Raw genomic sequence first — 26,531 nt, forward strand, 5'->3', positions numbered from 1 at the left:
CATGGTTGATCTGAGACTGGAAGAGTTGTCGGCGAAAACGATCGTTGCCGCCAACAGCCTCACCCTTCGACGCGGGCAGGAGCAGTTCGTCACTCCCCCGTCCTACGCGATCGCGGATGCGTACCTGAGCCCGGTGACATCGTGGCCAAGGGTCGTGCTCGACGGCGACACCGTGGTCGGATTCATCCGGGGCAACTTCGATCCGGAGGCGACCCGGGAAGAGTTCCGCAGCTGCATCTGGCGGGTCACCGTCGCTGCAGATGCGCAGGGCACCGGAGTCGGGCGATTCGCCATTTGGGCACTCGCTGAGGAGGCCAGGCAGCGCGGATACAGTCGCATCACCGCCATCTGGGAAGAGGGCGAAGAAGGACCGGGGCAGTTCTTCCTCCACACCGGCTTCGTCGTCGTTGGCGAGACGCAGTACGGCGAGAAGATCGGCGCCCTGGGGCTGTGATCCGGTTCCTGACAGCGGTAGCTGGATCCATCGTGCGCATCGTCACGGTGGTGCTTCCCGGTATCCAGGGTCGCACCTCAGCGACCGAGCGTCCCACTCCCCGACCCCCGGAATACCGACCATAGTCGAGGCGTCGGATGATTTTGTCTCCCGCGTGCTCGCGGTGGTCGAGGCCATCCCTCCCGGCCGGGTGGTGACCTACGGCGATGTCGCCGCGGCCGTCGGATCACACGCGGCTCGGGCGGTTGGCCAGACTCTCGCCCACTACGGATCGGAGCTCCCGTGGTGGCGGGTCATTCGCGCGAGTGGCCACCCCGCGGTCGACCACGAGTCGCAGGCACTCGAGCAATTCCGAGCGGAGAGTACGCCGCTGATTCGGTCGGCATCCGGTGTATTCCGGGTGGATCTCCCAGCCGCCCGCTGGTTCCCGTAGCGGGGCGCCGCCGGCTGCGCGCCGTTGCGGAGAGCGGAGATGGGGGCGCCACGCCGGCAACTGGGGTCTCGCTCGCGGCGTGTGCTCCGGGAATCCGCTATCAGGCACCCGGACCCCACATTCCGCGGCCCGCATGCGGAGATGCAGCGGCTGCTCCGGGGGGACAGGCTTTCGGAACTGAGCGTGACTGGGAGGCAGGTGTCCCAGTCAAGAACCACGTGCCATGAGCCACGAACCTCGAGCCAAAGCCAGCGTCACACCAGCGAATCCCGCCACGCCGCGTGCAGCTTCGCGAAGCGACCCGTTCCCGCGATGAGGTCACGCGGCGTTCCATCCTCCACGATGATGCCGTGCTCCATCACCAGCACACGGTCGGCAATCGCCACCGTCGAGAGGCGGTGCGCGATGATGATGGCAGTGCGGTCGGCAAGCAGCGTCTGCAGCCCCTCCTGTACCAGCCTCTCGCTCGGGATGTCGAGGGATGCGGTGGCCTCGTCGAGGATCAGCACGACCGGGTCGGCGAGGAATGCGCGCGCGAACGAGACCAGTTGGCGCTGGCCGGCTGAGACGCGTCCTCCCCGCTTGTTCACATCGGTGTCGTACCCATTCGGAAGTGACTGGATGAACTCGTGGGCTCCGACGGCCTGTGCGGCCGCGCGAATCTGCTCCGGCGTCGCATCCGGCTTCCCGAGCGCGATGTTGTCTGCCACCGAGCCGGAGAACAGATACGCCTCCTGAGTGACCATCACGATCGCGCGCCGCAGATCTTTGGGATGCAGCCGGCGCAGATCGATTCCGTCGAGCGAGACGACGCCACGCGAGGGGTCGTAAAACCGCGAGATGAGCTTCGCGAGGGTCGACTTACCCGCACCCGTGGAGCCGACGAGCGCGATGGTCTGCCCGGACGGAATATCGAGGTCGAAGCTCGGCAGGATCACCCGGTCCGCCGTGTAGGCGAACTCGACGCCTTCGAACCTGAGTTCGCCGGTCGCTTTCCACAGGTCGATCGGATGTGTGGGATCCGGCACGCTCGGCCGCTCCTCGAGCACGCCGGAGATTTTCTCCAGCGCCGCCGTCGCCGACTGGTAGGAGTTGTAGAACATCGCCATCTCCTGCGCTGGCGCGAAGAACGACCGCGTGTAGAGCAGCGCCGCGAGCAGCACGCCGATGGCAAGACCCCCCTCCGCTACCCGCAGACCTCCGACGAGCAGCACCACCGCGAGCGCGACATTGCCGATGAGCACGAGGCCGGGGTCGAGTACTCCGAAGAGCTTGATCGTTCGCAGGTTAGAGAGACGATAATCCTCCACAAGACCCGCGAACTCACTCTCGTTGCGCTTCTCCTTGCGAAACGCCTTCACCGCACGGATTCCGGTCATCGTCTCCACGAACTGCACGATCAGGCGCGCGGATGCCGTGCGTGTCTCACGGAACGCCTTCTGCGAGCGCACTTGGAACCAACGGATCAGGAAGCCGAGCGGCACGAGTGATCCGAACAGCACGACGCCGCTCACCCAGTCGATCGAGAACAGCGCCACGGCAATGAACACCATGTACAGACCACCCTGGATCAGCTGATTGATTCCCGAATCGAGCAGCTCGCGGATGGCATCAAGGTCGCTGGTCTGGCGCGCGATGATGCGACCCGAGGTGTAGCGCTCGTGAAATTCGAGGCTCAGTCGCTGCGTGTGCAGGAACACCCGTTTGCGCAGGTCGATGAGGATCGCCTGACTGATCCGCGCCGTGAGCACGGTGTACCAGGCGATGAGCACGGCACCGATGACTCCCGTGAAAAGGTAGGCGCCGACCGCAAAGCCGAGCGGCACCCAGTCCTGCTCTACGAGAGCGGGAAGACCCGCATCGATGCCGAACGCGATCAGCGCGGGGCCGGCGACCTGCGCCGCGGTCGAGATGACCACAACGATGATCGTGACGGTGACGCGCGCCCACAGCGGCCGCAACAGCGAATTGAGCAGCCGCAGCGAGCGATCCCGGATCTGGCGACTTTCCGCCTTGGTGAAGTCGTTGCGCTCTTCGCCCTCGACGCCGGTGATATTGGCGGCGCTCATGCGTTCACTTCCTCTGCTTCTCGTTTTTCTTCGTCTTCGAAGCTCGAGATCACGAACCGGTAGTGGTCGCTCGACTCCAGCAGTTCGCTGTGCCGACCGACCGCAGTGATGCGGCCGCGTTCGAGCAGTGCAACCCGGTCTGCGAGCATCACTGTGGAGGGGCGATGCGCCACGATGAGCGCAGTGGTCGAGGCGAGCACCCGGCGCAGCGCCGCTTCGACGAGAGCCTCGGTATCGACGTCGAGCGCGGACAGCGGATCGTCAAGCACGAGCACGTCAGGCCGCGCCGCCACCGCGCGGGCGAGCGCGAGACGCTGGCGCTGGCCCCCGGAGAGGCTCAGCCCCTCCTCCCCCACCATGGTGTCGATGCCAAGCGGCAGGTCGTAAACAAAATCAGCCTGCGCGATATCGAGCGCCTCGGCGAGTTCGGCATTCGATCCCTCCGGACGTCCGAGCATCACGTTATCGCGCACCGACGCCGAGAACAGCGTCGCGTCCTCAAACGCCATGGCAATGTGCGTGCGCAGGTCGAGGCGGGCAAGATCGCGAATGTCGACACCATCCAGTCGGATGGCACCCCCGGTCACATCGTAAAGCCGGGTAGTCAACGCGGTGAGAGTGGACTTGCCAGAGCCGGTGAGCCCGACGATCGCCATGGTCTCGCCAGGCTCGAGTTCGAGGTCGATGCCGTCAAGCAGGTCGTCATACTGGCTTGGCGAGTCGGCGTACCGGAAGTGCACGCCGTCGAACACCAGGCGCCCCTCTGGCTGTTCGATCGTCTTGGGGTGCTCCGGATCGACGATCGTGTTCTTCGCATCCATCACCTCGAAGAATCGGTCGACTGCGGTGCGCGTGTCGAAGGTCATCGAGAGCAGGAAGCCGATCGACTCCACCGGAAAACGCAGCACGGTGGCGGTCGCGAAGAACGCCACCAGCTGGCCGACCGAAATCTCGCCGGCTCCAGCGAGCCAGACACCCGAGAGCAGACAGAGTCCGAAGGTGACATCCGGAACCATCAAAAGCCAGAGCCAGATGCCCGCAATGGCTTTGGCCTTCTCGATCTCGGTGCCGCGCAGGTCTTCTGCCCGCGAGGAGAAGTTTTTCAGCGCGTGCTGGCCTCTACCGAAGGCCTTCAGCACCCGGATGCCATGCACCGACTCTTCGACGGCGGTCGCCAGGTCACCGGCCTGGTCTTGGCTCCGACGCGCAACCACAGAGTACTTCTGCTCGAAGAGGTAGCCGTAAATCCAGAGCGGGATCGACGAGACCACGAACACGACACCGAGGATCCAGCTGATCGACAGCAGAAAAACAAAGCCGATGAGTATCGTCAATGTGTTGACAACAAGCAGGACGACACCGAAGGAGAACCAGCGGCGCACCAGATTGAGATCGCTAACGGCGCGGGAAAGGAGCTGGCCACTCGCCCACCGATCGTGGAAATTAACCGGAAGGTCCTGGAGCTGCATATAGAGGGAATTGCGCAGATCCGCTTCGACATGTGTGCCTGGCTGCAAGACGAACCAGCGACGGAACCAGATCATCACCGCTTCGAGCACTCCGAGACCGAGCACCGCGGCGACCGGCCACCAGATCTGGCTCGAGTCACCGTCTTGCAGTGGGCCGTCGACCAGGGAACGGAGCACCTGCGGAATGAGCAACGCCACGAGAGCAGCGATGAGTGCCGACACCATGCCGAGGTAGATACGCGGCATTGCCGGCTTCGCCCAGGGGTAGATACGCGCGATCGAGGCGAAGGTGCCTTGACGTTTTACTGCGGGGGCCTCTGGAGCGGGAGCGGAGCGGTTGGAGTTGTCTGCAGACACAGGATTCCTTGCGGATTGGGTGGCGCGCACCGTTTCGGTGATGGCCGGTAACAAACATGTGGGAGGTGTGGATGACGACCGCGGACGCAGCACGGTCCGCGGAACGGCAGATGGTGAATCGCGAGGGACGGCCGGGGGATCCCGACGGCCCCGATGGTTACCGGGTTCCGATAAAGGTGCGGAACGGGAGAACGGGACCATGCGTCGCGCCTGCAGTTGCGAGATAAGTGATGGTCATGGTGTCCTCCGGAACAGTTGTGTCTTCACCAGTGTGGCCACGAATCGACCCCTTGTAGGGGAGGACCGGACAGCCCTACAGGATATGCCAGCACACTCCCGGGCCGCAAGGCTTTTGATGAATCCGGCTCAGGATCCACACCGAAGGAGCCGTCGAGCGCCTCCGTGCGCAATCGGCGCCACTCGAAAAAGATTCAGCGCACCCGCACCGACAGGCAAGTGACACAGCCCTCGAGCTTCTCGAATTCGCTGATGTCGACTGTGAGCACGCGATAGCCGAGGTCGGCGATAAGTGCAGCAGACTGTGGTGCCGCCGACGACATGAGCACCGTGTCATCCGCAAGCACGACGACGGCGACACCCTCAGCCTCGGGAACCGCGAGGTAGCGACCGAACACGGAAGGGTCGTCGACGAGCGGTGGGTAGCCGATGACCGTGCCATCCGGCAGCGCGGTGACGGCGCTCTTGAGGTGCAATGCCTTCGTCACCGGCACGGCGACCACCGTGTAGCCGAGCGGTGTGACGAGGGAACGCAACTGGCGGATGCCCTCCGCATTGGTGCGACCACCGCGGCCCACGAAGACCGTGCGTCCGACCTTCAATACATCGCCGCCGTCGAGGGTGCCAGGCGTCTCGATGTGACGCACGGTGAGTCCGAGCTCTGTGACGGTGCGCTCCGCCTCGACGATCTCACCCTCGCGAGACTCGGCCCCGGGGCTGCCGATGATGGCGACGTCTCCGAAGATCACCATGGTGTCCTCTACGAACACGGAGTCGGGTTGCCCGGTCGCGATCGGCACTTCCACGATGTCCCACCCGGCGTTGGACAGCAGTGCGACGTACTCGTCCCACTGCGTGTTGGCGCGCTCGACATCGACAGGGACACGCTCGATGTGGGTGAGCTGGCCGTCGGCAAGGGATTGGGCCGGGGGGCGCACGATCGCGGTGCGGCGCGGGGAGGCATCCGCTTGCCGGCCCACCAGGTGGTGCCAAATGGCGGAACCGGCAGTCACCGTGCCGACAATCGTGGCGAGCAGGAACGGCAGGTTAGGACCGCTGAGGGTGGAGAACAACTGGCCGAAGGCGGCTCCGCTGAGGGAGGAGCCACCGGTGACCAGAGTGAGTGCCGAGCCAACGATGGCACCAACAACCCCCGCAATGACGCCTCCGACGAGTCGCAGATACCAGTGTCGATAGATGCCGATCAGTGCGAAGACGGTGAGTACGACGAACACGATGAGGCACGATCCAAGGAAGAAATCGACCAGCTGCGCGAGAGTAGCCGGGTTGCCTCCGAAGAACAACAGCGATACCGCGGCCAAAGCGATCAGCGAGACCGCGAGTGCGGAAACGACCGCCCCGGTGAATCGTCGGAGGAAAGAAGCGCGGGGGCTCGAGACAGTCATGGGAGAAGACTCTATTGGATGCCGATTATGGATCGGCTGTGCCACCGCCGGTAGTCGAGACCCGCAGGGCTAGTGATAGAAGTGACGCTCCGCGGTGAAATACATGGTCACACCCGCGGCCTTCGCCGCTTCGATCACATCGGCATCGCGGATAGAGCCACCGGGCTGTACCACCGCGCGCACCCCGGCATCGAGCAGAATCTGTAGTCCGTCGGCAAACGGGAAGAAGGCGTCGGATGCCGCAACGGACCCGGCCGCACGATCGCCCGCCCGCGAGACAGCGAGTTGACACGAGTCGACGCGGTTGACCTGGCCCATACCGACACCGACCGAAGCCCCGTCATCCGCAAGCAGGATCGCATTTGACTTGACCGCGCGCACCGCGCGCCAGGCGAATTCGAGGTCGGCGCGGGTGGCGTCATCCGCTTCGGAGCCCGCCATCAGGGTCCAACCGTCGCTCGAGAACTCATCGAACACATCCGGCTGCTGCACGAGGAGTCCACCACTGATCTGCGTGAACTCAAGAGGCTCGCGCGTGTAATTGTCGGGCAGTTTGAGCAGGCGCAGGTTCTTCTTGGTTTTCAGTAGTTCGAGGGCCTGGGGCTCGAAGTCGGGGGCGACCACAACCTCGGTGAAAATGTCCTTGACCGTCTGGGCCATCTCCAGCGTGACCGTGCGGTTCGCCGCAATCACCCCGCCATAGGCCGAGACCGGGTCGCAGTCATGGGCACGCTGGTGGGCGGATGCGATGGGGTCGCCGGCGCCGCGGGCGACCGCGATTCCGCAGGGCTGGGCGTGTTTGATGATGGCGACGGCTGGCTCACGGAAGTCGTAAGCGGTGCGGAGCGCGGCATCCGCGTCGACGTAGTTGTTATACGACATCTCCTTGCCGCCGAGCTGGATGGCCTGGGCGATTCCCGCACCGTGCTCGGTGACGTAAAGCGATGCATCCTGGTGCGAGTTCTCGCCATAGCGCAGTACGTTCTTGAGCGACGCGGTCACGGTGAAGCTGTCTGCCTCTTCGCGCGGATGCTCGGCCCGAATGCCGATGTTCGCAGCAAAGAAGCCAGCGACGGCCGTGTCGTAGGCGGCGGTGTGCGCGAAGGCCTCGCCCGCGAGCCGCTGGCGCTGGGCGAGCGTAGTGCCACCGAGAGTCACCGCCTTGATCACCTGGGCATAGCTGTGCGGCGAGACCACGATCGCGACATTCGCGTGATTCTTGGCCGCCGCGCGCACCATCGCCGGTCCGCCGATATCAATCTGCTCGATCGCTCCGTCGCCGTCTGCCCCGGAGGCGACCGTCTCGACGAAGGGATAGAGGTTCACCACGACGAGCTCGAACGGACGGATGCCGAGGGCTGCGAGCTGCTCCTCATGGCGTGCCAGCCGCAGGTCGGCCAAGATGCCAGCGTGGATGGCCGGATGCAGTGTCTTCACGCGTCCGTCGAGGGTCTCCTGGAATCCGGTGACGCTCGCGACCTCGGTGACCGGGTATCCGGCATCCGCGATGGTCTTCGCGGTGGATCCGGTGGAGACGATCTCAACCTCGGCGGCGGCGAGCGCCGCGGCGAGGTGCAGCAGGTCGGTCTTATCGCTCACCGAGATGAGGGCACGGGTGATCGGGATGGCGTCCCGCGTGCGGTAGTCGGAACTGCTGTGGATCAGTGCGCTCATGGTGCATCCCTTATCAATTGGCGGCGATTCTCCGGAGGTCGATCGCGCCATTGGCGATGTCGAGCACAGCCTGCACCAGCAGTTCGCGTTCGACCGGCTTGATGCGGTCGTGGAGAGTGGATTCGGTGTCACCGGCGAGAACAGGCACCCGGCGTTGGGAGATGATGGGTCCGGCATCCACCCCGTTGTCGACGATGATGATGCTCGCGCCGGTTTCGGTCACCCCAGCGGCGAGGGCATCCCGCACACCGTGCGCACCCGGGAATTCGGGAAGGTAAGCCGGATGCGTGTTGATCAGGTTCGGGCTGAGAGCCGCGATCACCCGCGGTGGCAGCAATTTCATGAAGCCGCTGAGGATCACCAGATCCGGCTGCCAGACACGGATCTGCTCAAGGATCGAATCGCCCCAACTCTCGCGGTCATCAAAGCTCGAGAGCGCTGCGGCGAAGGTGGGGATACCGTGGGCCTCTGCGTGCTCGAGGCCGTCGGCATCCCGATCCGCTCCCACCGCGACGACGCGGGCCGGGAACTCGGCATCTTCCGAGGCCTCGAGAAGTGCGCGGAGGTTCGACCCTCCGCCGGAGATCAGCACGACCAATGAGAGCACTCGCCGAGCTTATCGGAGTGCTTCGGCGCGGTGAGCACCGGATGCCGCCTCCCTCAGCGTCGGGACGGTCGTTCGGCCAGCAGGCCGATGATTGCGGCCACACCGATCTCGAGGGCGGCGAATCCACCGACGAGCCAGGGTGATGGTCCGACCTCCACCAGGCGCCCCGGACCGGCCGATCCGGCGGACACCCACGCGAGGAGCCCGAGCACTATGCCAGCAACCACACCGCTTGCAAGACCGGTGGCAAGAAATAAGCGGGCGGATGCGCGAGGCCCGAACTCGCGCACCAGCCGCGGGCGAACGGCAAGGGCGACGAAGAATCCGGCCAGCACTGGCACAAGCAGACCGAGGAATCCCCACCCGAGTGTCCCGGGCGCAGGGATCGCTCCGAAGATCGGGATCGCCGGAATCGGCCCGAGCGTGGTGCCGAGCGGGGTGACCGACAACCCGGATCCCAGGGCGAAGCCGGGCCCGATGAACCAGGATGCTCCCCAGATCACCAGATTGGGCAGCACCGCAAGCTGTCCGATGGTGAGCGCGATTCCGCCGAGTACTCCCGCGTGCACACTCTCGTAGAGCGTGATGACTGCAGCATAATTGGCCAGGAACAGCACTGCTACAGCCACAGCGGATGCCGTCACCACCACGCTCGCAGAGGCGAGGCCACCGCGCAGCCCCGCCACGATGACGGTACGCAGCTCCGGGGGCCAACCCAGCACAGCAGCGCGGGCACCGCCGCCGAGCAGATCCGTGGCCGCATGGCCGGGTCGCAGAACCTCCGACCCGATCAGGATCCCGATAGTGAACACGAGGGGCGGCAGCAGCGTTCCCTGCCAGAGGGACGGCAGTGCGGCCGGATGCAGCACGCTGAGCGTCAGTCCAAGTGAAATCGCGGCGAAGGCGGCGACAGCAACGACCATGCCGAGCAGTCGATGAGGGGTCTCACCGATTCGACGCCCGGCACGCACTCCGAGCAGCACTGTCACCAGCGCAAAGCCGAGGGGGGCGATCGTGACGACGAACGGTGTCGCCGCACCATCGAATCCGAGGGCTGTCGCCAGCACCTGATCGAGGGTGAAGCGGATGTCAACACCCGACCCGAGCAGCCAGAGGTCGACCGCTGTGCGCCAGAACACGACGTAATCGACCTGCAGTCCGTATTGGAATGCCCACAGGACGGTGAGCGGCACGAGCGGGATCGCAATCCCGATGGCAGCGACGAGCACCGCTTCGAGCGCGGAGAAGAGGGCGGTGAGCGGACGATTCATACCGCTGGCGAGCCTACTGGCGGCCTTCCGTAACGACGGGCCGCCGTGCCGCGAATGCGAATGCTCAGGGCTGCACGGGCCCAGAGTTGCGAATGCTCAGAGTTACGAATGCTCAGAGTTGCGAATGCTCAGGGCTGCACGTGTTCAGAGTTCTCCGAACCCGTCGGCCATCAGCTCGATCACCTTCGCGAGCGCCTCCCCGGCCTGGGCTCCGGATGCGGTCACCGTCAGCACATCCCCCGCCTTCGCCCCGAGTGAGAGCAGTCCGATGAGGCTGTTGGCTGAGACCGGCGCACTGGACGTTCGCTGGTTTGCAATGGTGAGCTTCGCGTCAAAGCTGGCAAGGGTGGAGACCAGCGTTGCCGCCGGCCTGGCGTGCAGGCCGTCCGGGATTATTACGGCCACCTCAGCCGAGAGCCCGGTGGCCGCCGACGGCGCGGAACTTACCGGCAACATGATCGCACTCTCCGGAACAGTCGCTTCACCGAGCATCGAGATCTTCGCTGCAAGTGCGCTGCGCGCTTCACGGTCGACGTCGTCGAGGCTCGCTCCCCCGGCGGCCGTCACAATCGCGGCGAGAATACCCTCGACAAATGGCGCACTCGAGAGTCGCACTTCGGTGTCGGACGACCGGAATTCCAGCGCGAGCTCTGCACTCATCACCGCCGATCCAAGGTCCATGATGACGAGGACACCATCCGGTGAGGCGACATCGTCGACCGCAGCGGCAACAGCCATCGCATCCGTCCCGATCAGCCCTTCGCCCGCTCCCGCGGCAATCGCGATGGCCGGTTTCACCCCGGGCACCATCTGCAGAGCGAGATCCACGGCAGCCTGGGCGAGAGCGGGGCTGTGGGAGACGACCACCACCGAGATCACGAGACACCCACAATCACGAGACCGCCACGATCACGCGACTGCTTCGGCGAGCGATTGGAACAGGAATGCAGTGGAGGTAGCACCCGGATCGAGGTGGCCGGCGCTGCGATCGCCGAGATAGCTCGCGCGGCCTTTTCGTGCAACGAGGGGCTCGGTGGCATCCCGGCCCACCGCCGCCGCCGCCGCAGATGCCGCTATCGCGTCCGTGAGCTCGGCGCCGCCAGCGATCGCGGTGTCATACGCATCCACTGCCGGTGACATGGCATCGAACATCGTCTTGTCACCACGCTCCGCTTTGCCGCGGGCGACAATTCCTCCGAGACCGGCCCGAAGACACGCCCCGAGCGCCGCAGCATCCAATTCGGTCAGCGGGCCTGCAGCCGAGCCGAAACGCAGGAAGAAGGTGCCGTAGAGCGGACCGCTCGCGCCACCGACCGAGGTGACGAGGGTCATTCCCACTTGCTTGAACAGCTCGTCGACAGCTGCCGACGGGGTGGCATCGCACTTCGCCATCACTGCGGCCATCCCCCGCGCCATGTTCGACCCGTGGTCGGCATCACCGATCGCGGAGTCCAGCTCGGTGAGATAGCTGCGGTTCTCGGCCATCAGCTCGGCGAAACGCGCAAGCCAGGCCACCAGCGACTCGAGGGTTACGGTGCCACCCGCCATGACGGTCAGACTCCCCAGCGCAGGCCAGCGGTGTTCACCGGGGCATCCCACAACTTCAGCATGTCGTCATCCGCCTTGAGAATTGTCACCGAACATCCCGCCATATCGAGCGAGGTGATGTAATTGCCCACGAGGCTGCGGGCCACGGTGACACCTGCTTTGTCAAGGATCTTCTTCACCTCGCCGTACATCAGGTAGAGCTCGATCAGCGGCGAGCCGCCCATGCCGTTGAGTAGCACGATCGTTGGTCCATCGGTGAAGTCGAGGTCGGCGAGCACCGGCTCGACCAGCTGCTGGGCGATGGATGCGGCGGGCGCGAGCAGCACGCGGTGCCGCCCGGGCTCGCCATGAATGCCGACTCCCATCTCCATCATGTCGTCCGGAATTTCGAAGGTCGGCTTTCCTGCAGACGGCACGGTGCAGCTCGTGAGCGCCATGCCCATCGAGCGACCAGTCTCGTTGATTTTCCGGGCGAGGGCGGCGACTGTACCCAGATCAGCTCCGGCCTCGGCGGCGGCACCGACGATCTTCTCGAGTAGCACCGTCACGCCGACTCCACGTCGGCCAGCAGTCCAGGTCGAATCCTCGACCGCGACATCATCGTTCGTCACCACCGTCTCGACCTTGACGCCGGCATCCGCCTCGGCCAGTTCGGCTGCCATCTCGAAGTTCATGACGTCACCCGTGTAGTTTTTGACGATGTGCAAGACGCCGGCCCCGGCATCCGCCACCTTGGTCGCTTCCTGCATCTGGTCGGGGGTCGGACTGGTGAACACTTCACCAGCACACGCGGCGTCGAGCATGCCGAATCCGACGAATCCGCCGTGCAGGGGTTCGTGCCCGGCACCGCCGCCCGAGATCAGTGCGACCTTGCCGGGCCTCGTCGGTTCGGCACGATAGACGATGCGATTGACATGGTCAACCCGCAGTTCAGGATGGGCTGCCTCGACCCCAATGAGGGAATCAGCCAGCACATTACCTGGGTCGTTGATGAGCTTTTTCATGGAGGACCTCTTCTTCATTGATGAGTGGTTGTGAGTCGAGCTCAGTCTGCGCGGTGGGGCCGGCCAACGAAATGGCGACGATTCCGGCGGAGAGTGGGCTTAGCTTAGGGCATTGCTCTGTCGCCACATCAGCAGCGAGAAGATGACACCTGATCGCCTTCCAACCCGCCGGATCAGGAGGCCAGAAGGCTCCTCGCCGTGCTTTCATCGAGTACCAGATCTGTGACGAGGCCCGCTGCGAGGGCACCTCGGATGCTCTGAACCTTGGAGATTCCGCTCGCAACGCACACCCGCCGTGACACCTGGCGAAGCATGGAGAAGTCGGCACCACTTGCACGCTCGTTCAACGCGATGCGATCGTAGGTGCCGTCCTCGCGAAAGAACATGGTCGCTACGTCTCCCACGACGCCATCGCGCTTGAGGGACTCGTAGTCGGCCTGCTCCAGGTACCCGCCCATGTACACCCGGCTCGGCACCTGGGCGAGGGGGGAACCGATCCCAAAGAGGGCGACATCCATCGAATTCTGGATTTCGAGTACCCGCAGCGTCGAGCGCTCACCCCAGAGCGCTCGCTTGGTTGCCGGGGAGTCGAAGAATGCCGGGACCGGAAACTGCTCGACCGTCGCCCCGAAGGCGTCACCGAACCGGCGCAGGATCTCACTGGCATAGGCGATGCCGGAGGTGCGGTAGTTGCCCGCTCCATTCAGCTGCACGATCTGTGAATTCTCCGTCGCCCGCGGCACCAGATGGCGGCTGATCGCGCTCACGGTGGAGCCCCAGGCGATCCCGAGCGTCATATTGGAGTCAAAAAATTGGCCGAGAAGCCGAGCCGCCGAGAGTGCCACACGCTCGAGCCGGTCAATATCGCTGGTTTGATCGGGAACCGGCACGACGTGGGCGGCGATGTCAAAGCGTTCGAGCAGCTGCTGCGCGACTTCCGATCCACGGTCGGCGGGAGAGTGGATTTGGATGTCGACGAGCCCGGCGTCCCGCGCATAGGACAACAGGCGGCTCACGCTCGATCGTGAGGTGTGCAGCTCACGGGCGATGGCATCCATTGTGAGGTCCTGCATGTAGTACAGGTGGGCTGCGGTGAGCGCGTCGCGAGTGCGCTCCGGATTGGTGATGATCGATTCCAGAGTCACGATACCTCCTCGATGACATTGTGTTCGGGTCCACAGCGACAGATTTAGCTGCACGAATGTTCAAGCAGGTTGACCAATTTTCCAACCCTCCCATCATGAAGGAATGCATGGCCGCGCGCAAGCCAAACCAGCACTTAACTCAGCATCGGACAAGGGCGGCCTGACCTGCGCGCACACCGGCCCGTGACTCCCGGTGGTGTGGAGTCAATGTGCAGTGCCAAGAAGGCGAATAGCACCTGTGAACTGTGCACACATGTGCACCCCGGCTGGCTTGTTCAGCGGCTGGTCCACGGCTAGTTTTCTCATGATCGCAATCGCATTCCGATCGAAGAAGCCGCCAGAAGGGTCGGTGGATCAACAACATGGAAGGTCAACGTGGACAGTCTCGGACTCAAATTTCTCTCGGAGATAGTGGGAACATTCCTGCTTATCCTCCTCGGCACAGGCGTAGTCGCCAACGTTGCTCTGGCGAAAAATAAGGGGGTCAATGGCGGGTTCCTCATGGTCACCTTCGGCTGGGGCTTCGCTGTTTTCGTCGGTGTGACCGCGGCGTATTACTCGGGTGCCCACCTCAACCCGGCAGTCACCATCGGGCTGTGGGTGCATAACCCGTCTTCGATGCCGATCGGCACGGTGTTCGTCTACATCGCCGGCCAGCTGATCGGTGCCTTCCTCGGAGCGGTCGGCTGCTGGTTTGCCTACAAGCAGCACTTCGACGCAGAGCCGGAGGCGGCCAACAAGCTCGGCGTGTTCTCCACCGGACCTGCCATCCGCAGCTATGGCTGGAACATCATTACCGAGGTCATCGGCACGTTTGTGCTGGTCTTCGTCGTGATCGGCTTCGGCCAGCAGCCCGGCACCGCCACCGCAGGATCCCCTGCCGGACTCGCCGCTCTCGGTGCGCTTCCCGTGGCCATTCTGGTTATTGCCATCGGCGCCTCGCTCGGTGGACCGACCGGATACGCCATTAACCCCGCCCGTGACCTCGGCCCGCGCATCGCACACGCTCTCCTGCCGATCAAGGGCAAGGGTTCGAGCGACTGGGCATACTCGTGGGTTCCGATCGTCGGACCGATCATCGGTGGAGTGCTCGCCGGTCTTCTCGCCAACCCGCTGCTCCCGGTCATCGCCGCCGCAGCCCAGTAGTTAAACTCCGCCGGGGCGGACTTCTTCCGCCCCGGTTTTTATCGCAACTCATCACCCACATGGAGGTAACACCAATGACGGATTACATTCTGTCGATCGACCAGGGCACGACCAGCACTCGCGCCATCATCTTCGACCATGCCGGATCGATTGTCGCGTCCGGCCAGCTCGAGCACGAACAAATCTTCCCCAAGCCAGGCTGGGTCGAACACGACCCGCAGGAAATCTGGGACAACACCCGTGAAGTAATCGGCCAGGCCCTCTCCAAGGCAAACATCACCCGCCACAACATCACCGCGGTGGGAATCACCAACCAGCGGGAGACCGCAGTCGTCTGGGACAAGAACACCGGTAAAGCCGTCTACAACGCCATCGTCTGGCAGGACACGCGCACCCAGTCGATCGTCGACCGGTTGGCGAACGGCAACGTCGAACGCTACAAGGCCAAGGTCGGCCTGCCGCTTGCGACATACTTCTCCGGGACCAAAATTGTGTGGATCCTCGAAAACGTCGAGGGGGCGCGCGCGAAAGCCGAGGCCGGCGACCTGATGTTCGGCACCACCGACTCGTGGTTGCTGTGGAACCTCACTGGCGGAATCGACGGTGGCGTGCACGCAACCGACGTGACCAACGCCTCCCGCACCATGTTCATGGATTTGGAAACTCTGAGCTGGGATGACTCGATCCTGGCGGACTTCGGAGTTCCGAAGTCGATGCTGCCGGAGATCCGCTCCTCCTCTGAGGTCTACGGCATCATCTCCGACGCCTCGCTGCTGCGTGAGGTTCCGGTCGCGGGCATCCTCGGCGACCAGCAGGCAGCCACCTTCGGCCAGGCGGCGTTCGACGCTGGCGAGTCGAAGAACACCTACGGCACCGGTAACTTCCTGATCTTCAACACCGGCGAAGAGATCGTGCACTCCAAAAACGGCCTCCTCACCACCCTCGGCTACAAACTCGGCGACGCGAAGCCGCACTATGCGCTCGAGGGTTCGATCGCCGTCACCGGATCGCTGGTGCAGTGGTTGCGTGACAACCTGGGCCTGATCAGCTCCGCAGCCGAGGTGGAAGACCTCGCCAAGACTGTGGACGACAACGGTGGGGTGTACTTTGTGCCCGCCTTCTCTGGACTCTTCGCCCCGTACTGGCGTGCGGATGCCCGTGGCGCTCTCGTCGGCATGACCCGGTACGTCAACAAGGGTCATATCGCTCGCGCCGCGCTTGAGGCCACCGCGTTCCAAACGCGCGAGGTGCTCGACGCGGTCAACGCCGACTCCGGTGTAGACCTCACCGAGCTGAAAGTTGACGGCGGAATGATCGCCAACAACACGCTCATGCAGTTCCAGGCCGACATCCTCGGAGTCCCGGTTGTTCGCCCCGTCGTTGCGGAAACCACCGCTCTCGGCGCCGCGTATGCCGCTGGCCTTGCTACCGGATTCTGGAACGACCTCGGCGAACTGCGTTCCAACTGGCAGGAAGACTCTCGCTGGACACCGAACATGGATGCCGACGAGCGCGACCGCCAGATCCGACTCTGGAAAAAGGCCGTCACCAAAACACTCGACTGGATCGACGAGGACGTCAAGTAGAGACAGTCAGGTAACTCGATGAGCTGATGGGACGTCGCGCACGAAGGGTGATCCCGACCAGCGCAACGATCAGACAGAGCGAAAAGCACCCCGTCGAACTTTCGACGGGGTGCTTTTGCGTGGGCGATAGCAGCTACAGCGAAGCGAGCACCTGGCGCATGAGCGTTGCGGTCTCGCTCGGTGTCTTGCCGACCTTGACCCCGGCGGCCTCGAGGGCCTCCTTCTTGCCCTGGGCTGTACCCGCGCCGGAGGAGACGATGGCACCGGCGTGGCCCATGGTCTTGCCCTCGGGGGCGGTGAAACCGGCAACATAGCCGACGACCGGCTTCGTCACGTGCTCCCGGATGTAATCGGCGGCACGCTCCTCGGCATCACCACCGATCTCACCGATCATGACGATCGCCTTCGTGTCGGGATCGGCCTCGAATGCTGCAAGCGCGTCAATGTGCGTAGTTCCGATGATCGGGTCACCGCCGATGCCGATGGCGGTGGAGAAGCCGAGGTCGCGCAGCTCGTACATCATCTGGTAGGTGAGCGTGCCCGACTTCGACACCAGACCGATTGGCCCCTTGCCGGTGATATTCGCGGGAGTGATGCCCACGAGCGACTCACCGGGCGTGATGATTCCCGGGCAGTTCGGACCGATGATCCGTGTCTTGCCCGAGGCCTTCGCCGTCGCCCAGAACTCGGCCGAGTCCTGAATCGGGATGCCCTCGGTAATCACCACGACGAGCGGGATCTCAGCCGCAATGGCTTCGAGCACGGCGTCTTTCGCGAAGGCCGGGGGAACGAAGACGATGGAAACATCCGCTCCGGTCTGCGTCATGGCCTCGGCAACCGTGCCAAAGACCGGCAGCTCGAGGCTGCTGCCGTCCATCGCGCTGTGGGAAACGGTCGTGCCGGCCTTGCGAGCGTTGACACCTCCGACAACCTGCGTGCCTGCCTTCAGCATGAGGGCGGTGTGCTTGGTGCCCTCGCCGCCGGTGATGCCCTGGACGATGACCTTGGAGTGCTTATTGAGAAAGATCGACATTTGTTGTGTAGTCCCTTACTTCGAAGCTAGTTCGGCGGCCGTGGCGGCGCCGTCATCCATGGTGTCGGCGAGCGACACCAGCGGGTGCGCGTAGGCGGCGAGGATGGCGCGGCCCTCGTCGACCTTGTTGCCATCGAGCCGCACGACGAGCGGCTTGGAGGCGGTGTCCCCGAGGCTCTTTAGTGCCCCGACGATACCGTTGGCCACCGCATCGCATGCGGTGATGCCACCGAATACATTCACGAACACACTCTTCACCTGCGGGTCACCCAGGATGACGTCGAGGCCGTTGGCCATGACCTCAGCGGATGCCCCGCCGCCGATGTCGAGAAAGTTGGCCGGTTTCACGTTGCCGAAGTTTTCGCCCGCGTAGCTGACGACATCCAGTGTTGACATCACGAGACCGGCGCCGTTGCCAATCACACCAACCTGTCCGTCGAGCTTCACATAGTTGAGACCGAGCGCCTTGGCCTTGGCCTCGAGTGGATCTTCGGAGTCGGTATCGACAAGCGCGGCGTGGTTGGAGTGACGGAACTCGGCATTTTCGTCGATCGAGATCTTGCCGTCGAGGGCCACGATGTCGCCGTCCTCGGTGAGTACGAGCGGGTTCACTTCGACCAGCGTGGCATCCTCACCGCGAAAGACCTCGTAGAGCTTCACGAAAACTGGCGCAACCTTGGGCACGACGTCCGCCGGAAACTTGGCGGCGATCGCGATTTCGGTGGCCTTGGCCAGGTCGATTCCGACGAGCGGGTCGATCTCGATGCGGGCCAGCGCTTCCGGGCGCTCCACGGCGAGCTCCTCGATCTCCATACCGCCCTCGTAGCTCGAGAGGGAAAGGTAGCTGCGGTTGGCCCGGTCGAGCAGCACCGAGAAGTAGTACTCCTGGCTGATGCGCGCTCCAGCGGCGACCATGACGCGCTTGACGGTGAGGCCCTTGATGTCGAGTCCGAAGATGCCTTCGGAGGCCGTTGCCGCATCATCCGGAGTGTGGGCGACCTTCACGCCGCCGGCCTTGCCGCGCCCGCCGGCTTTGACCTGCGCCTTGATCACGACGGTTCCACCGAGTTGTGCCGCCGCGGCGCGCACCTCCTCCGGCGTATCGGCGATGATGCCGGCGAGCACCGGCACCCCGTACGATTCGAAGAGATCTCGGGCCTGATACTCAAATAGATCCACGCTGCTGTGTCCAATCCGCAGTTCGTATGTCTCGTGTGGCAGTAGGTGTCTCGACATCGAGATAGCTCGACGTCAAGAGATATGGGCCACCGAGAACTCTACCCCCGGCCGCGCGCGGTGCTCCCCCGGGTTCGAGAGACAGTCAAGTGAGACAGTGCTGATTCTTGGGTGCTGATTCTTGGCTGCGTGTGGTCAGACGCTGAAAAGCACCGTGCCGGTGGGGATATCCGCCGTCACCAGCGTCACGTTCACCCTGCTGCCGACCGTGAGCACCCCGCTGCACTCGGCCGCCACAGCCGGGTCCACCAGCTGAACGATGCCACCGCCCGTTCGGGCGGAGATCACTATCGCGTCGAAGACTTCACCCTCCCGACCGCGCAGCACAGCAGCTTCGACCGCATTGATGGATCCCCGGTCCAGCCGGGACGCAATGGCATCCGAGGCGGCCATGATCGCCGGCAGCGAGGGCAGGGTGTTTCGCACCCACGAAGGTACCGGTTGCCCGGCGATGAGCGCCTCACAGATGACGAGAACGAAGCGGTCGACGAGCCGCCGCAGCGGAGCAGTGGTGTGCGCGTAGGGTGCTGCGACAGCGGCCTGCACCGTGATCTCCGGAGCGCTCCCGTCGAACACGGTGTAGCCAGCCCCGCGAAAGAGCGAACCGGCCGCATGCATGATCGCGAGCTGACGCGGCTCGTCCAGGCGAAGGGTGCGCAGGTAGTCGCCGTAGGCGAGTCCCTGCTCCCAGGGCCAGCCGAGCGCAACGGTCTGGGTCCGGAAGCGCTCGATCACCTCCGGCCCTGGAGCCGGCATGGTGCGCAGGATGCCCACCTGCCCGTCGATCATGATCTGGGCCGCAGCCATACCGGTCAGCAGGGAGAGCTGGGCATTCCAGCCCTCCACCGGCAACGACTGGCGCCGCACGAGCCGGTAGACATGATCGACCTCGGTGACCTCCTGGTCGGCACGATTGAGGCTCGCGCCACCGCGCTGGTGTTCACGCAGGATGCGTTTCTCGCCGACCTCGCGCAGCAGTTGCAGTGTTTCGCTTGCCGTTCCCGCGTCGATCTCACGCTGAACCTCGGCGTAGTCGTACCGGCGAGTACTGCGGATGCGCGCGCGGGCAACGCTGACCGCGGTCACGTTCGCGGCCGCGTCGAGTTCGAAACTCCAGACGAATGCACTGCGCACCTCGCCAGGCAGCAGCGACGCGGCATGCTCGCTGATCACCGTTGGGTGCAGCGGTATTCGGCCATCGGGCGCGTACATTGTCTGCCCACGGCGACGAGCTTCGACGTCGATCGGACCGTTCGGGCCGATGAAAGCCGGCAGATCGGCTATGGCGTACCACAGCAGATAGCCGTCGTTGCGGCGCTCGAGGTGCACCGCCTGGTCGAGGTCGGTGGCACCTGCCGGGTCAATGGTGATGAACGGGATCGCGGTCGAGTCGATGTCGGGAAGCACTTGGTGGGCTACTACCGATCGAGCATCCGCGTCGACCACGGGCGGGAATTCCGCACTGAGCCCGAGCTCCGCGCGTAACTGAGCAAACCGCGTCGCAAGCTGGCCTGACGACGGCGGCACGAGGCGCACTGAGGAGACGGTCACACGCGTCAGCCTACGTGCCCACGCTCATCCGACACGGCGCAGAATGGAGCGATGAAGACCCGGGGGCTTAGAGAGATCGGAGCGGAAGCCGTGCTCCTTGCCGGTGGCGGCCGGGCAATCCTGCTCCAGCTCGCCAACCCCGCGGTCGGTCATGCCGTTGCGGACCACAGCAACTTCACCGCGGATCCGCTGCGTCGACTACGCAACACGCTGACATACGTTTATTCGCTGGTCTTCGGCACGCCAGAGCAGGTCGCGTCCATGCGGTCCATGGTGCAGCGCGCACACGCGCCGGTGCGCTCCGAAACCTATGATGCCTCGGATGCCGGGCTGCAGCTCTGGGTGGCCGCGACCCTCTACGACACCGCGGCCACCCTGCACGCGCGGGTGTTCGGGCCGCTCGATGCGGAATCCGCCGATTCCGTATACCAGGACTACGCGATCGTCGGCACGGCCCTAGGAATGCCTGTTGCCCTCTGGCCGGTCGACCGGGAGGCCTTCGCGCTCTACTGGGAGGCGCAACTGGCGAGGCTCGAAGTCGATGATCGGGTGCGCGCGGTCGGCGAGCAGTTGCTGCACCCGGCATCCGGACCGCTGTGGATGCGTGCACTGATGCCGATCGCCCGGCTCGCCAGCGGTGGCCTGTTGTCGCCCGCACTGCGCGAGGCCTACGCGCTGCCGTGGAACGACCGGCGCCAGCGTCGCTTCGACCGGATGATGAATGTCACCGCTCGCCTTTACCCGCGCCTGCCCGCGCGACTGAGACACTGGCCGAAGAACCACCTGCTGCGGCGTCTCGGCTGACGACTGGGTCAGGTGCTGCGCAAGCACCTGCAGCATCCTCTCAACTGTTACCCATTGACCCTTCCGCAGCGAGAGAGTCGTACTGCCTCCTGTGAGGTACGTCCGCGGCCTAACGCCGGTGGTCCGTTCGACGCGCCGTCCGCACGGACCACACCGAGCAATCAGCTTGCGAGCGCCGGGTAATCCGTGTAACCGACTTTGCCCGGACCGTAGAACGTGTTCGGGTTCGGCTCGTTGAGCTCGCGATCGTCGCGCCAGCGCGCCACGAGGTCGGGGTTCGCGATCACCTGGCGGCCGACGGCGACGACATCCGCCGTGCCGTTCGCGATAGTGTCCATTGCTTCGTCGCGGCCGGTGATGACACCGAAACCGCTGTTGACCATCAGTGGTCCGCCGAAGCGAGCGCGCAGGTCTTGCACGAGCTCGCCCGCCGGATCGCTGTGCAGCACGCTGAGGTAGGCGAGGCCAAGCGGGGCGATGCCATCGATGAGGGCGTCGTAAGTTGCTCGTGTCTCATCCGGATCCGATTCGATAACGTCCTGGATGCCATGAGCCGGCGAGATGCGGATGCCGACCCGTCCGGCCCCGATCGCTTTCACAACGGCGGTGACCGACTCGATGCCGAGGCGGGCGCGGGCAGCGGGGGATCCGCCGTAGACGTCGGTGCGCACATTGGAGACCGGGGAAAGGAATTCGTGAAGAAGGTAACCGTTCGCGGAATGCACCTCCACGCCGTCGAAACCGGCCTCGATCGCGTTGGTCGCGGCCGTGGCGAGTTCGGTTGCGATTGCAGCGGCCTCGTCAGTTGTCAATGCATGCGGAGTCGGAAATGCTCTCTTGCCGAGCGGCGTATGCGTCTCGCCATCGATCGCGATCGCGCTCGGAGCGACCGGGGTGAGCCCCCGGGTAATCTCGGAATGCGTTACCCGGCCACCGTGCATGAGCTGCATAACGATGACGCCGCCCTCCGCGTGCACAGCGTCGGTGATGCGGTGCCAACCGGCGATCTGCTCGGCCGTGAAAATGCCGGGCTGGCCGGGGTAGGCCTGGCTGACCGGGGAGGTCCAGGTGCCCTCGGTCACGATGAGTCCGGTTGTGGCCCGCTGGCGATAGTGCTCGACCATCAGGTCGTTCGGCACACCGTTGGCCTCCGCCCTCATTCGGGTGAGTGGCGCCATGACGACACGGTTGGACAGCGCGAGATCGCCAAGGGTGATGGGGGTGAAGAGCTGCACAACACTTCTTTCATTGGGCGGGAATTAGGTACTTGTGAGTTGGATACTCGTCAACTAACCGGGCCGGCTGTCGGGGTATTCCGTTCCCGCTGTGTACTCAGAAAAATCAAAGCTACCCACAGTGCCGTTGCCACCCGCGCCGCCATCCGAAATGCAGGAATAGCGCAAGGTCACCCCAATGGATGGCTGGGCAGACGCACGCAGAAGTGAGTTGGTTCCTGCATTTCGTGCATCGATGAGACGAGCACGGGCAGATCCAGACCGGCGGACGGAGCTCGCTAGAGCTTCTCGATCGGGGCCAGTTTGATCAGCAGGCGCTTGCGCCCCGCGGTATCGAACTGCACCTCGGCAATCGACTTGGGCCCAATGCCGGTGACGGCGCTCACGCGACCGTCACCGAAGTCGATATGGCGGATGCGATCCCCGGCCACCAGCGTCAGGTCGCCGTTATCGCGCACGACGTTTGTCACCCGGTTGGTCCACTCGGTCTTCGGCTGCGCTGCGCGCTCGGCCCGCGCCGCACGTGCGAGGGCGGTGGCTCCCGGTCCGCTGGCCGCTCCGTAGCCGGAGCCAAGCGCCGGGGCATCCTCCGCTCCGAATCCACCGCGGCGGGCGTTGAGCGCGCGCGGCTGGGTACCCCCGCGCGAGGTCGCCATGCCGGGAGACTGTCTCCAGTCAATGAGCTCGGGGGGGATCTCCTGCAGGTAGCGCGACGGCATCGCCACCGAGACCTCGCCAAACTGCGCTCGGGTCATTGCGAGAGAAAGGTAAAGCTTGCGGCGCGCGCGGGTGATGCCAACGTAGAAGAGGCGGCGTTCCTCCGCCGGTCCGCCGGGCTCGTTTGCCGACATCCGATGTGGAAGCAGGTCCTCTTCGATGCCGGTGAGGAACACGGCCTCGTATTCCAGGCCCTTCGCGGTGTGCAGTGTCATCAGTGAGACGGTGCCGCTCGAGTCGTCGATATCGTCAGCTGCAGCCACGAGCGAGGTCTCAGTAAGGAAGTCGAGCAGGGTGCCATCTGGATTGTTCTTGCCGAACTCCTTGGTCACGGCCACGAGTTCTTCGATGTTCTCGGCGCGGGCTTCATCCTGCGGGTCGCGGGATGCCCGAAGCACGTCGACGAATCCGGTCTTCGTAATCAGAGCGGTGAGTATGTCGGCCACCGGTGCCGTATCCGAGGTGAGCGACACCTCGTCGAGAATTGCACCGAGGCCGAGGATGGCGCCGGTGATTTTGGGGCCGAAGCCCATCGTGGCTGCGTGGCGGAGGGATTGACGCAGGGTGATCTCGTGCGTCTCGGCGTAGCGCTGCAGTGTGGCCTCCGTCACGCCGCCGATGCCACGCTTCGGCGTGTTCAGGATGCGGCGCAGCGCCATCGGATCGGCCGGATTCGCGATCGCGATGAGGTAGCCGAAGGCATCCTTGATCTCGGCGCGTTCGTAGAATTTGGTGCCACCGAGCACCCGGTAGGGCAGGGCCGAGCGGATGAAGATCTCCTCGAGCGCTCTGGTCTGGGCGTTGGTGCGATAGAAGACGGCGATATCGCGGTACTCGATGTTGCCGGTGGAATGCAGCTCGGTGATCTCATCGGCGATGAACTGGGCCTCATCGTGCTGACTGTAACCGGTGAACCCGACGATCTTGTCTCCGTCGCCGACCGTGGTGAAGAGCTTCTTGTCTTTGCGGTCGAAGTTGTTGGAGATGACGGCGTTCGCCGCGCTCAAAATGTTCTGGGTCGACCGGTAATTCTGCTCGAGCAGCACGACCTTGGAGTTCGGGAAGTCGCGTTCGAATTCCACGATGTTGCGGATGTCCGCGCCACGGAACGCGTAGATGGACTGGTCGGAGTCGCCGACGACCGTGAGCGATGCTGGCTCGAGATGCTTTGTCGGGTTGCTGAGGAGAGACCCGTCAAAGCCCGTCGCACCGCCAAGCAGGTCGGTGCGCGGCGGCTGGGTCAGCTCCCGGATCAGCGAGTACTGGGCGTGGTTGGTGTCCTGGTACTCGTCGACCAGGATGTGTCGGAAGCGCCTCTGGTAGAGCGCCGCAACCTGCGGGAAGGCCCGGAACAGGTACACCGTCTGACCGATGAGGTCGTCGAAGTCGAACGCGTTGGCGCTCTGCAGGCTGCGCGTGTACTCGCGGAAGATGTCGAGAAACACCCGCTCTTGCGGATCATTGAAGTTCGCCCCGCGAGCGTAGGACTCCACGTCATTGAGCTCGTTCTTGAGCTTGGAGATCTTGCCGGCAACACCCGAGACGGTGAAACCGAAGGTGTCGGCATCCAGGTCTTTGATAATCCGTTTGATCAGCGCGCGCGAGTCTGCCGAGTCGTAGATGGTGAAGTTCTTACCGAAGCCGAAGTGCTCGGCCTCCCGACGAAGGATGCGCACGCACGCGGAGTGGAAGGTGGAGATCCACATGCCCTGCGCAGCCTGCCCGAGGATGGCTTCGACGCGCTCTCGCATCTCGGCCGCGGCCTTATTGGTGAAGGTGATGGCGAGAATCTGCGACGGCCAGGCATCCTGGCTGCCGATGAGACTCGCCACCCGCCGGGTGAGCACGCTGGTTTTGCCGGATCCCGCCCCCGCGACGATGAGCAGCGCCTGGCCGCGGTATTCCACCGCTTCGCGCTGCCGGGGATTGAGGCCGGCGAGCAGCGGCGATTCGGAGGGCTCAGCCGGATCCAGGATGAAGGTCATGACTGCCCCAAGTGTAGAGCGCGGCACCGACGATTCTGCCAAGGTGCCGGTCACCAGCCTTCGCCCATGACCGCTCCCTTAGGCTTAATTACCGTCCCCTTTGGAGAGAACTGTGCCCGTAACCCCCACCGAACGTAATTTCGATGTCGTCGTAATCGGAGCCGGTCCCGCCGGAACAGCCGCAGCCCTGCGAGCCGCCGAGCTCGGCGCCCGTGTCGCCGTGCTCGAAGCCGACCGCACCGGCGGCACCTGCGTGAATACCGGCTGCGTTCCCACGCGGGTTCTCGCCCGCACCGCACGGATCACCCGCGAGATGCGTACGGCCGGATCCTGGGGCATCATCCTCACCGAGCAGTCACTCAACTGGCCGGAGACCGTGGACCGGGTAAAGCGCACCGTCGACCGGGTGCGCTCGATCAAAGCCGAAGCCAACCGGTTCGCCGCAGCCGGCATCGAGCTGATCCTCGAGGGTCGGGCGCGATTTACGGATGCCACCACCCTCGTGCTCGACAGCGGTCGTGTCATCACGGCCGACTCGGTCATCATCTGCGTCGGAGGTCACTCACGTCGGCTTCCCATCCCCGGCGCTGAACTTGCCGTCGTTCCCGAGGACCTACTCTCGCTCCCGGAGCTCCCCACCCGCCTCGCCGTGATCGGGGCGGGTAACACCGGCGCCCAGCTCGTCACCGTCTTCAGCTCCTTCGGCAGCGCGGTCACCCTTCTCGACGTCGCCCCCCGAATCCTCATGGCCTCGGATGCCGCCATCTCCGACGCGGTGAGCACGGCGTTCGTCGAGCAGGGGGTCGACGTGCACACCGGACTCGACGGGGTCGACAGCATCGTGCGCGCCGCCGACGGGTCGCTCACCCTGCGCTGGCGGCAGGGTGGAGTCGAGACATCCGCTTCCTTCGATGCCGTGATCATGGCAACCGGCTGGCCAGCGGATGTCGATGACCTCGGCCTCGAGAACGCGGGAATCACCCCCGCCCGCTCTGCCATCCCGGTGGACCAGTACTTTCGCACGGTCATCCCGCACATCTTTGCGGTCGGCGATGCGAACGGGCGCGACATGCTCGTGCAGGCCGCGCATTTCGAGGGCGAAGCCGCCGCAGAGAACGCGGTGCTCGACGCGAACCGCCGCACTCCGCACCACCTCTTGCCGGCGGGTGGATTCACCGATCCGGACTACGCCGGCGTCGGGCTCACCGAGGCGGCAGCGCGCGAGCGCGATCCGCAGTGCGTCGTCTCCCGCGTGGACTATTCCACCCTCGACCGCGCGGTAATCGATGACCGCGAACGCGGGTTCCTCATGCTGATCGCCGATCGTCGACGGGAACTGATCCTCGGCGCGCATGCGGTGGGCGAAAACGCGATCGAAGTGGTGCAGTCGGTCACCACCGCGATGGCCGCAGGTATCGACGTGGCAACTCTGGCGAACGTGAAGTTCGCCTACCCCACCTACAGCGCGGTGATCGGGCTTGCGGCTCGGGCGCTGCTGACGGAGCGGGCGGAGTCGTTTGCGGCATCCGAGGAGGCCGAAGAGCGGATGCCGATTCTGCGATAG

The 26,531-nt window shown here is 64.5% G+C and carries 21 protein-coding genes; 6 read left to right on the plus strand and 15 right to left on the minus strand.

Going from position 1 to position 26,531, the window contains the following annotated elements; genetic code table 11:
• Nucleotide 1 precedes the first annotated feature (1 nt).
• Entirely contained in the window at nt 2-454 is a 453-nt protein-coding gene (locus tag IWX88_RS10520; protein WP_196830067.1) for a GNAT family N-acetyltransferase, read from the plus strand.
• A 121-nt stretch (nt 455-575) separates the two neighbouring features.
• Complete coding sequence (locus IWX88_RS10525) at nt 576-887, plus strand: MGMT family protein (protein ID WP_196830171.1); 312 nt, start codon at nt 576-578, stop codon at nt 885-887.
• A gap of 254 nt (nt 888-1,141) precedes the next feature.
• On the opposite strand, the gene IWX88_RS10530 is transcribed toward IWX88_RS10525, so the two are convergent.
• The 10 genes from IWX88_RS10530 to IWX88_RS10575 form a co-directional block, all read right to left on the minus strand.
• A complete protein-coding gene (locus tag IWX88_RS10530; RefSeq protein ID WP_196830069.1) occupies nt 1,142-2,956 on the minus strand; it encodes an ABC transporter ATP-binding protein in 1,815 nt (604 codons plus the stop codon).
• On the minus strand, nt 2,953-4,671 hold the full coding sequence (locus IWX88_RS10535; protein ID WP_231369188.1) for an ABC transporter ATP-binding protein: 1,719 nt from the start codon (nt 4,669-4,671) through the stop codon (nt 2,953-2,955). The genes IWX88_RS10530 and IWX88_RS10535 overlap by 4 nt, the downstream gene beginning before the upstream one ends.
• A gap of 542 nt (nt 4,672-5,213) precedes the next feature.
• Nucleotides 5,214-6,425, minus strand: coding sequence for a dimethylargininase (gene ddaH, locus IWX88_RS10540; protein WP_196830073.1), 1,212 nt, complete (start codon nt 6,423-6,425; stop codon nt 5,214-5,216).
• Between the two features lie 69 nt (nt 6,426-6,494).
• Nucleotides 6,495-8,099 carry a bifunctional phosphoribosylaminoimidazolecarboxamide formyltransferase/IMP cyclohydrolase gene (gene purH / locus IWX88_RS10545; RefSeq protein ID WP_196830076.1) on the minus strand — a complete coding sequence of 535 codons (1,605 nt, stop codon included), beginning with the start codon at nt 8,097-8,099 and terminating at the stop codon, nt 6,495-6,497.
• A gap of 13 nt (nt 8,100-8,112) precedes the next feature.
• A complete protein-coding gene (gene purN / locus IWX88_RS10550) occupies nt 8,113-8,706 on the minus strand; it encodes a phosphoribosylglycinamide formyltransferase (protein ID WP_196830078.1) in 594 nt (197 codons plus the stop codon).
• 53 nt (nt 8,707-8,759) lie between these two features.
• Nucleotides 8,760-9,977: a DUF6350 family protein gene (locus IWX88_RS10555; RefSeq protein ID WP_196830080.1), complete on the minus strand. Its 1,218-nt coding sequence runs from the start codon at nt 9,975-9,977 to the stop codon at nt 8,760-8,762.
• Between the two features lie 144 nt (nt 9,978-10,121).
• Nucleotides 10,122-10,856, minus strand: a complete 735-nt coding sequence (gene dhaM / locus IWX88_RS10560) for a dihydroxyacetone kinase phosphoryl donor subunit DhaM (RefSeq protein WP_196830082.1) — start codon at nt 10,854-10,856, stop codon at nt 10,122-10,124.
• Between the two features lie 30 nt (nt 10,857-10,886).
• Nucleotides 10,887-11,525 (minus strand): dihydroxyacetone kinase subunit DhaL, encoded by a 639-nt coding sequence (gene dhaL, locus IWX88_RS10565; RefSeq protein WP_196830084.1) that lies wholly within the window; start codon nt 11,523-11,525, stop codon nt 10,887-10,889.
• Nucleotides 11,526-11,530: 5 nt separating this feature from the next.
• A complete protein-coding gene (dhaK, locus tag IWX88_RS10570) occupies nt 11,531-12,529 on the minus strand; it encodes a dihydroxyacetone kinase subunit DhaK (RefSeq protein WP_196830087.1) in 999 nt (332 codons plus the stop codon).
• 173 nt (nt 12,530-12,702) lie between these two features.
• Nucleotides 12,703-13,674, minus strand: a complete 972-nt coding sequence (locus IWX88_RS10575) for a sugar-binding transcriptional regulator (RefSeq protein WP_370568306.1) — start codon at nt 13,672-13,674, stop codon at nt 12,703-12,705.
• Nucleotides 13,675-14,049: 375 nt separating this feature from the next.
• On the opposite strand from IWX88_RS10575, the gene IWX88_RS10580 reads away from it, so the two are divergent.
• Nucleotides 14,050-14,820, plus strand: coding sequence for an MIP/aquaporin family protein (locus IWX88_RS10580; RefSeq protein WP_196830089.1), 771 nt, complete (start codon nt 14,050-14,052; stop codon nt 14,818-14,820).
• A gap of 74 nt (nt 14,821-14,894) precedes the next feature.
• Entirely contained in the window at nt 14,895-16,406 is a 1,512-nt protein-coding gene (gene glpK, locus IWX88_RS10585; protein ID WP_196830091.1) for a glycerol kinase GlpK, read from the plus strand.
• Nucleotides 16,407-16,539: 133 nt separating this feature from the next.
• On the opposite strand, the gene sucD is transcribed toward glpK, so the two are convergent.
• The 3 genes from sucD to IWX88_RS10600 all read right to left on the minus strand — a co-directional run bounded on the left by sucD (nt 16,540) and on the right by IWX88_RS10600 (nt 20,226).
• A complete protein-coding gene (sucD, locus tag IWX88_RS10590; RefSeq protein ID WP_196830093.1) occupies nt 16,540-17,439 on the minus strand; it encodes a succinate--CoA ligase subunit alpha in 900 nt (299 codons plus the stop codon).
• 15 nt (nt 17,440-17,454) lie between these two features.
• Nucleotides 17,455-18,618 carry an ADP-forming succinate--CoA ligase subunit beta gene (gene sucC, locus IWX88_RS10595; protein WP_196830095.1) on the minus strand — a complete coding sequence of 388 codons (1,164 nt, stop codon included), beginning with the start codon at nt 18,616-18,618 and terminating at the stop codon, nt 17,455-17,457.
• 192 nt (nt 18,619-18,810) lie between these two features.
• Entirely contained in the window at nt 18,811-20,226 is a 1,416-nt protein-coding gene (locus tag IWX88_RS10600; RefSeq protein WP_196830097.1) for an RNB domain-containing ribonuclease, read from the minus strand.
• Nucleotides 20,227-20,277: 51 nt separating this feature from the next.
• Here IWX88_RS10600 and IWX88_RS10605 point away from each other — a divergent pair, with 51 nt between their 5' ends.
• Nucleotides 20,278-21,030: an oxygenase MpaB family protein gene (locus IWX88_RS10605; protein WP_196830099.1), complete on the plus strand. Its 753-nt coding sequence runs from the start codon at nt 20,278-20,280 to the stop codon at nt 21,028-21,030.
• Nucleotides 21,031-21,191: 161 nt separating this feature from the next.
• Here IWX88_RS10605 and IWX88_RS10610 read toward each other — a convergent pair whose 3' ends face one another.
• Nucleotides 21,192-22,265: an alkene reductase gene (locus IWX88_RS10610; RefSeq protein WP_196830100.1), complete on the minus strand. Its 1,074-nt coding sequence runs from the start codon at nt 22,263-22,265 to the stop codon at nt 21,192-21,194.
• Nucleotides 22,266-22,543: 278 nt separating this feature from the next.
• Nucleotides 22,544-24,967 (minus strand): ATP-dependent helicase, encoded by a 2,424-nt coding sequence (locus tag IWX88_RS10615; protein ID WP_196830101.1) that lies wholly within the window; start codon nt 24,965-24,967, stop codon nt 22,544-22,546.
• Nucleotides 24,968-25,079: 112 nt separating this feature from the next.
• Between IWX88_RS10615 and IWX88_RS10620 the strand changes: the two genes are divergently transcribed.
• Nucleotides 25,080-26,531 carry an NAD(P)/FAD-dependent oxidoreductase gene (locus tag IWX88_RS10620; RefSeq protein ID WP_196830102.1) on the plus strand — a complete coding sequence of 484 codons (1,452 nt, stop codon included), beginning with the start codon at nt 25,080-25,082 and terminating at the stop codon, nt 26,529-26,531.

The sequence above is a fragment of the Frigoribacterium sp. CG_9.8 genome, from assembly GCF_015751965.1.
Lineage (GTDB): Bacteria > Actinomycetota > Actinomycetes > Actinomycetales > Microbacteriaceae > Lacisediminihabitans.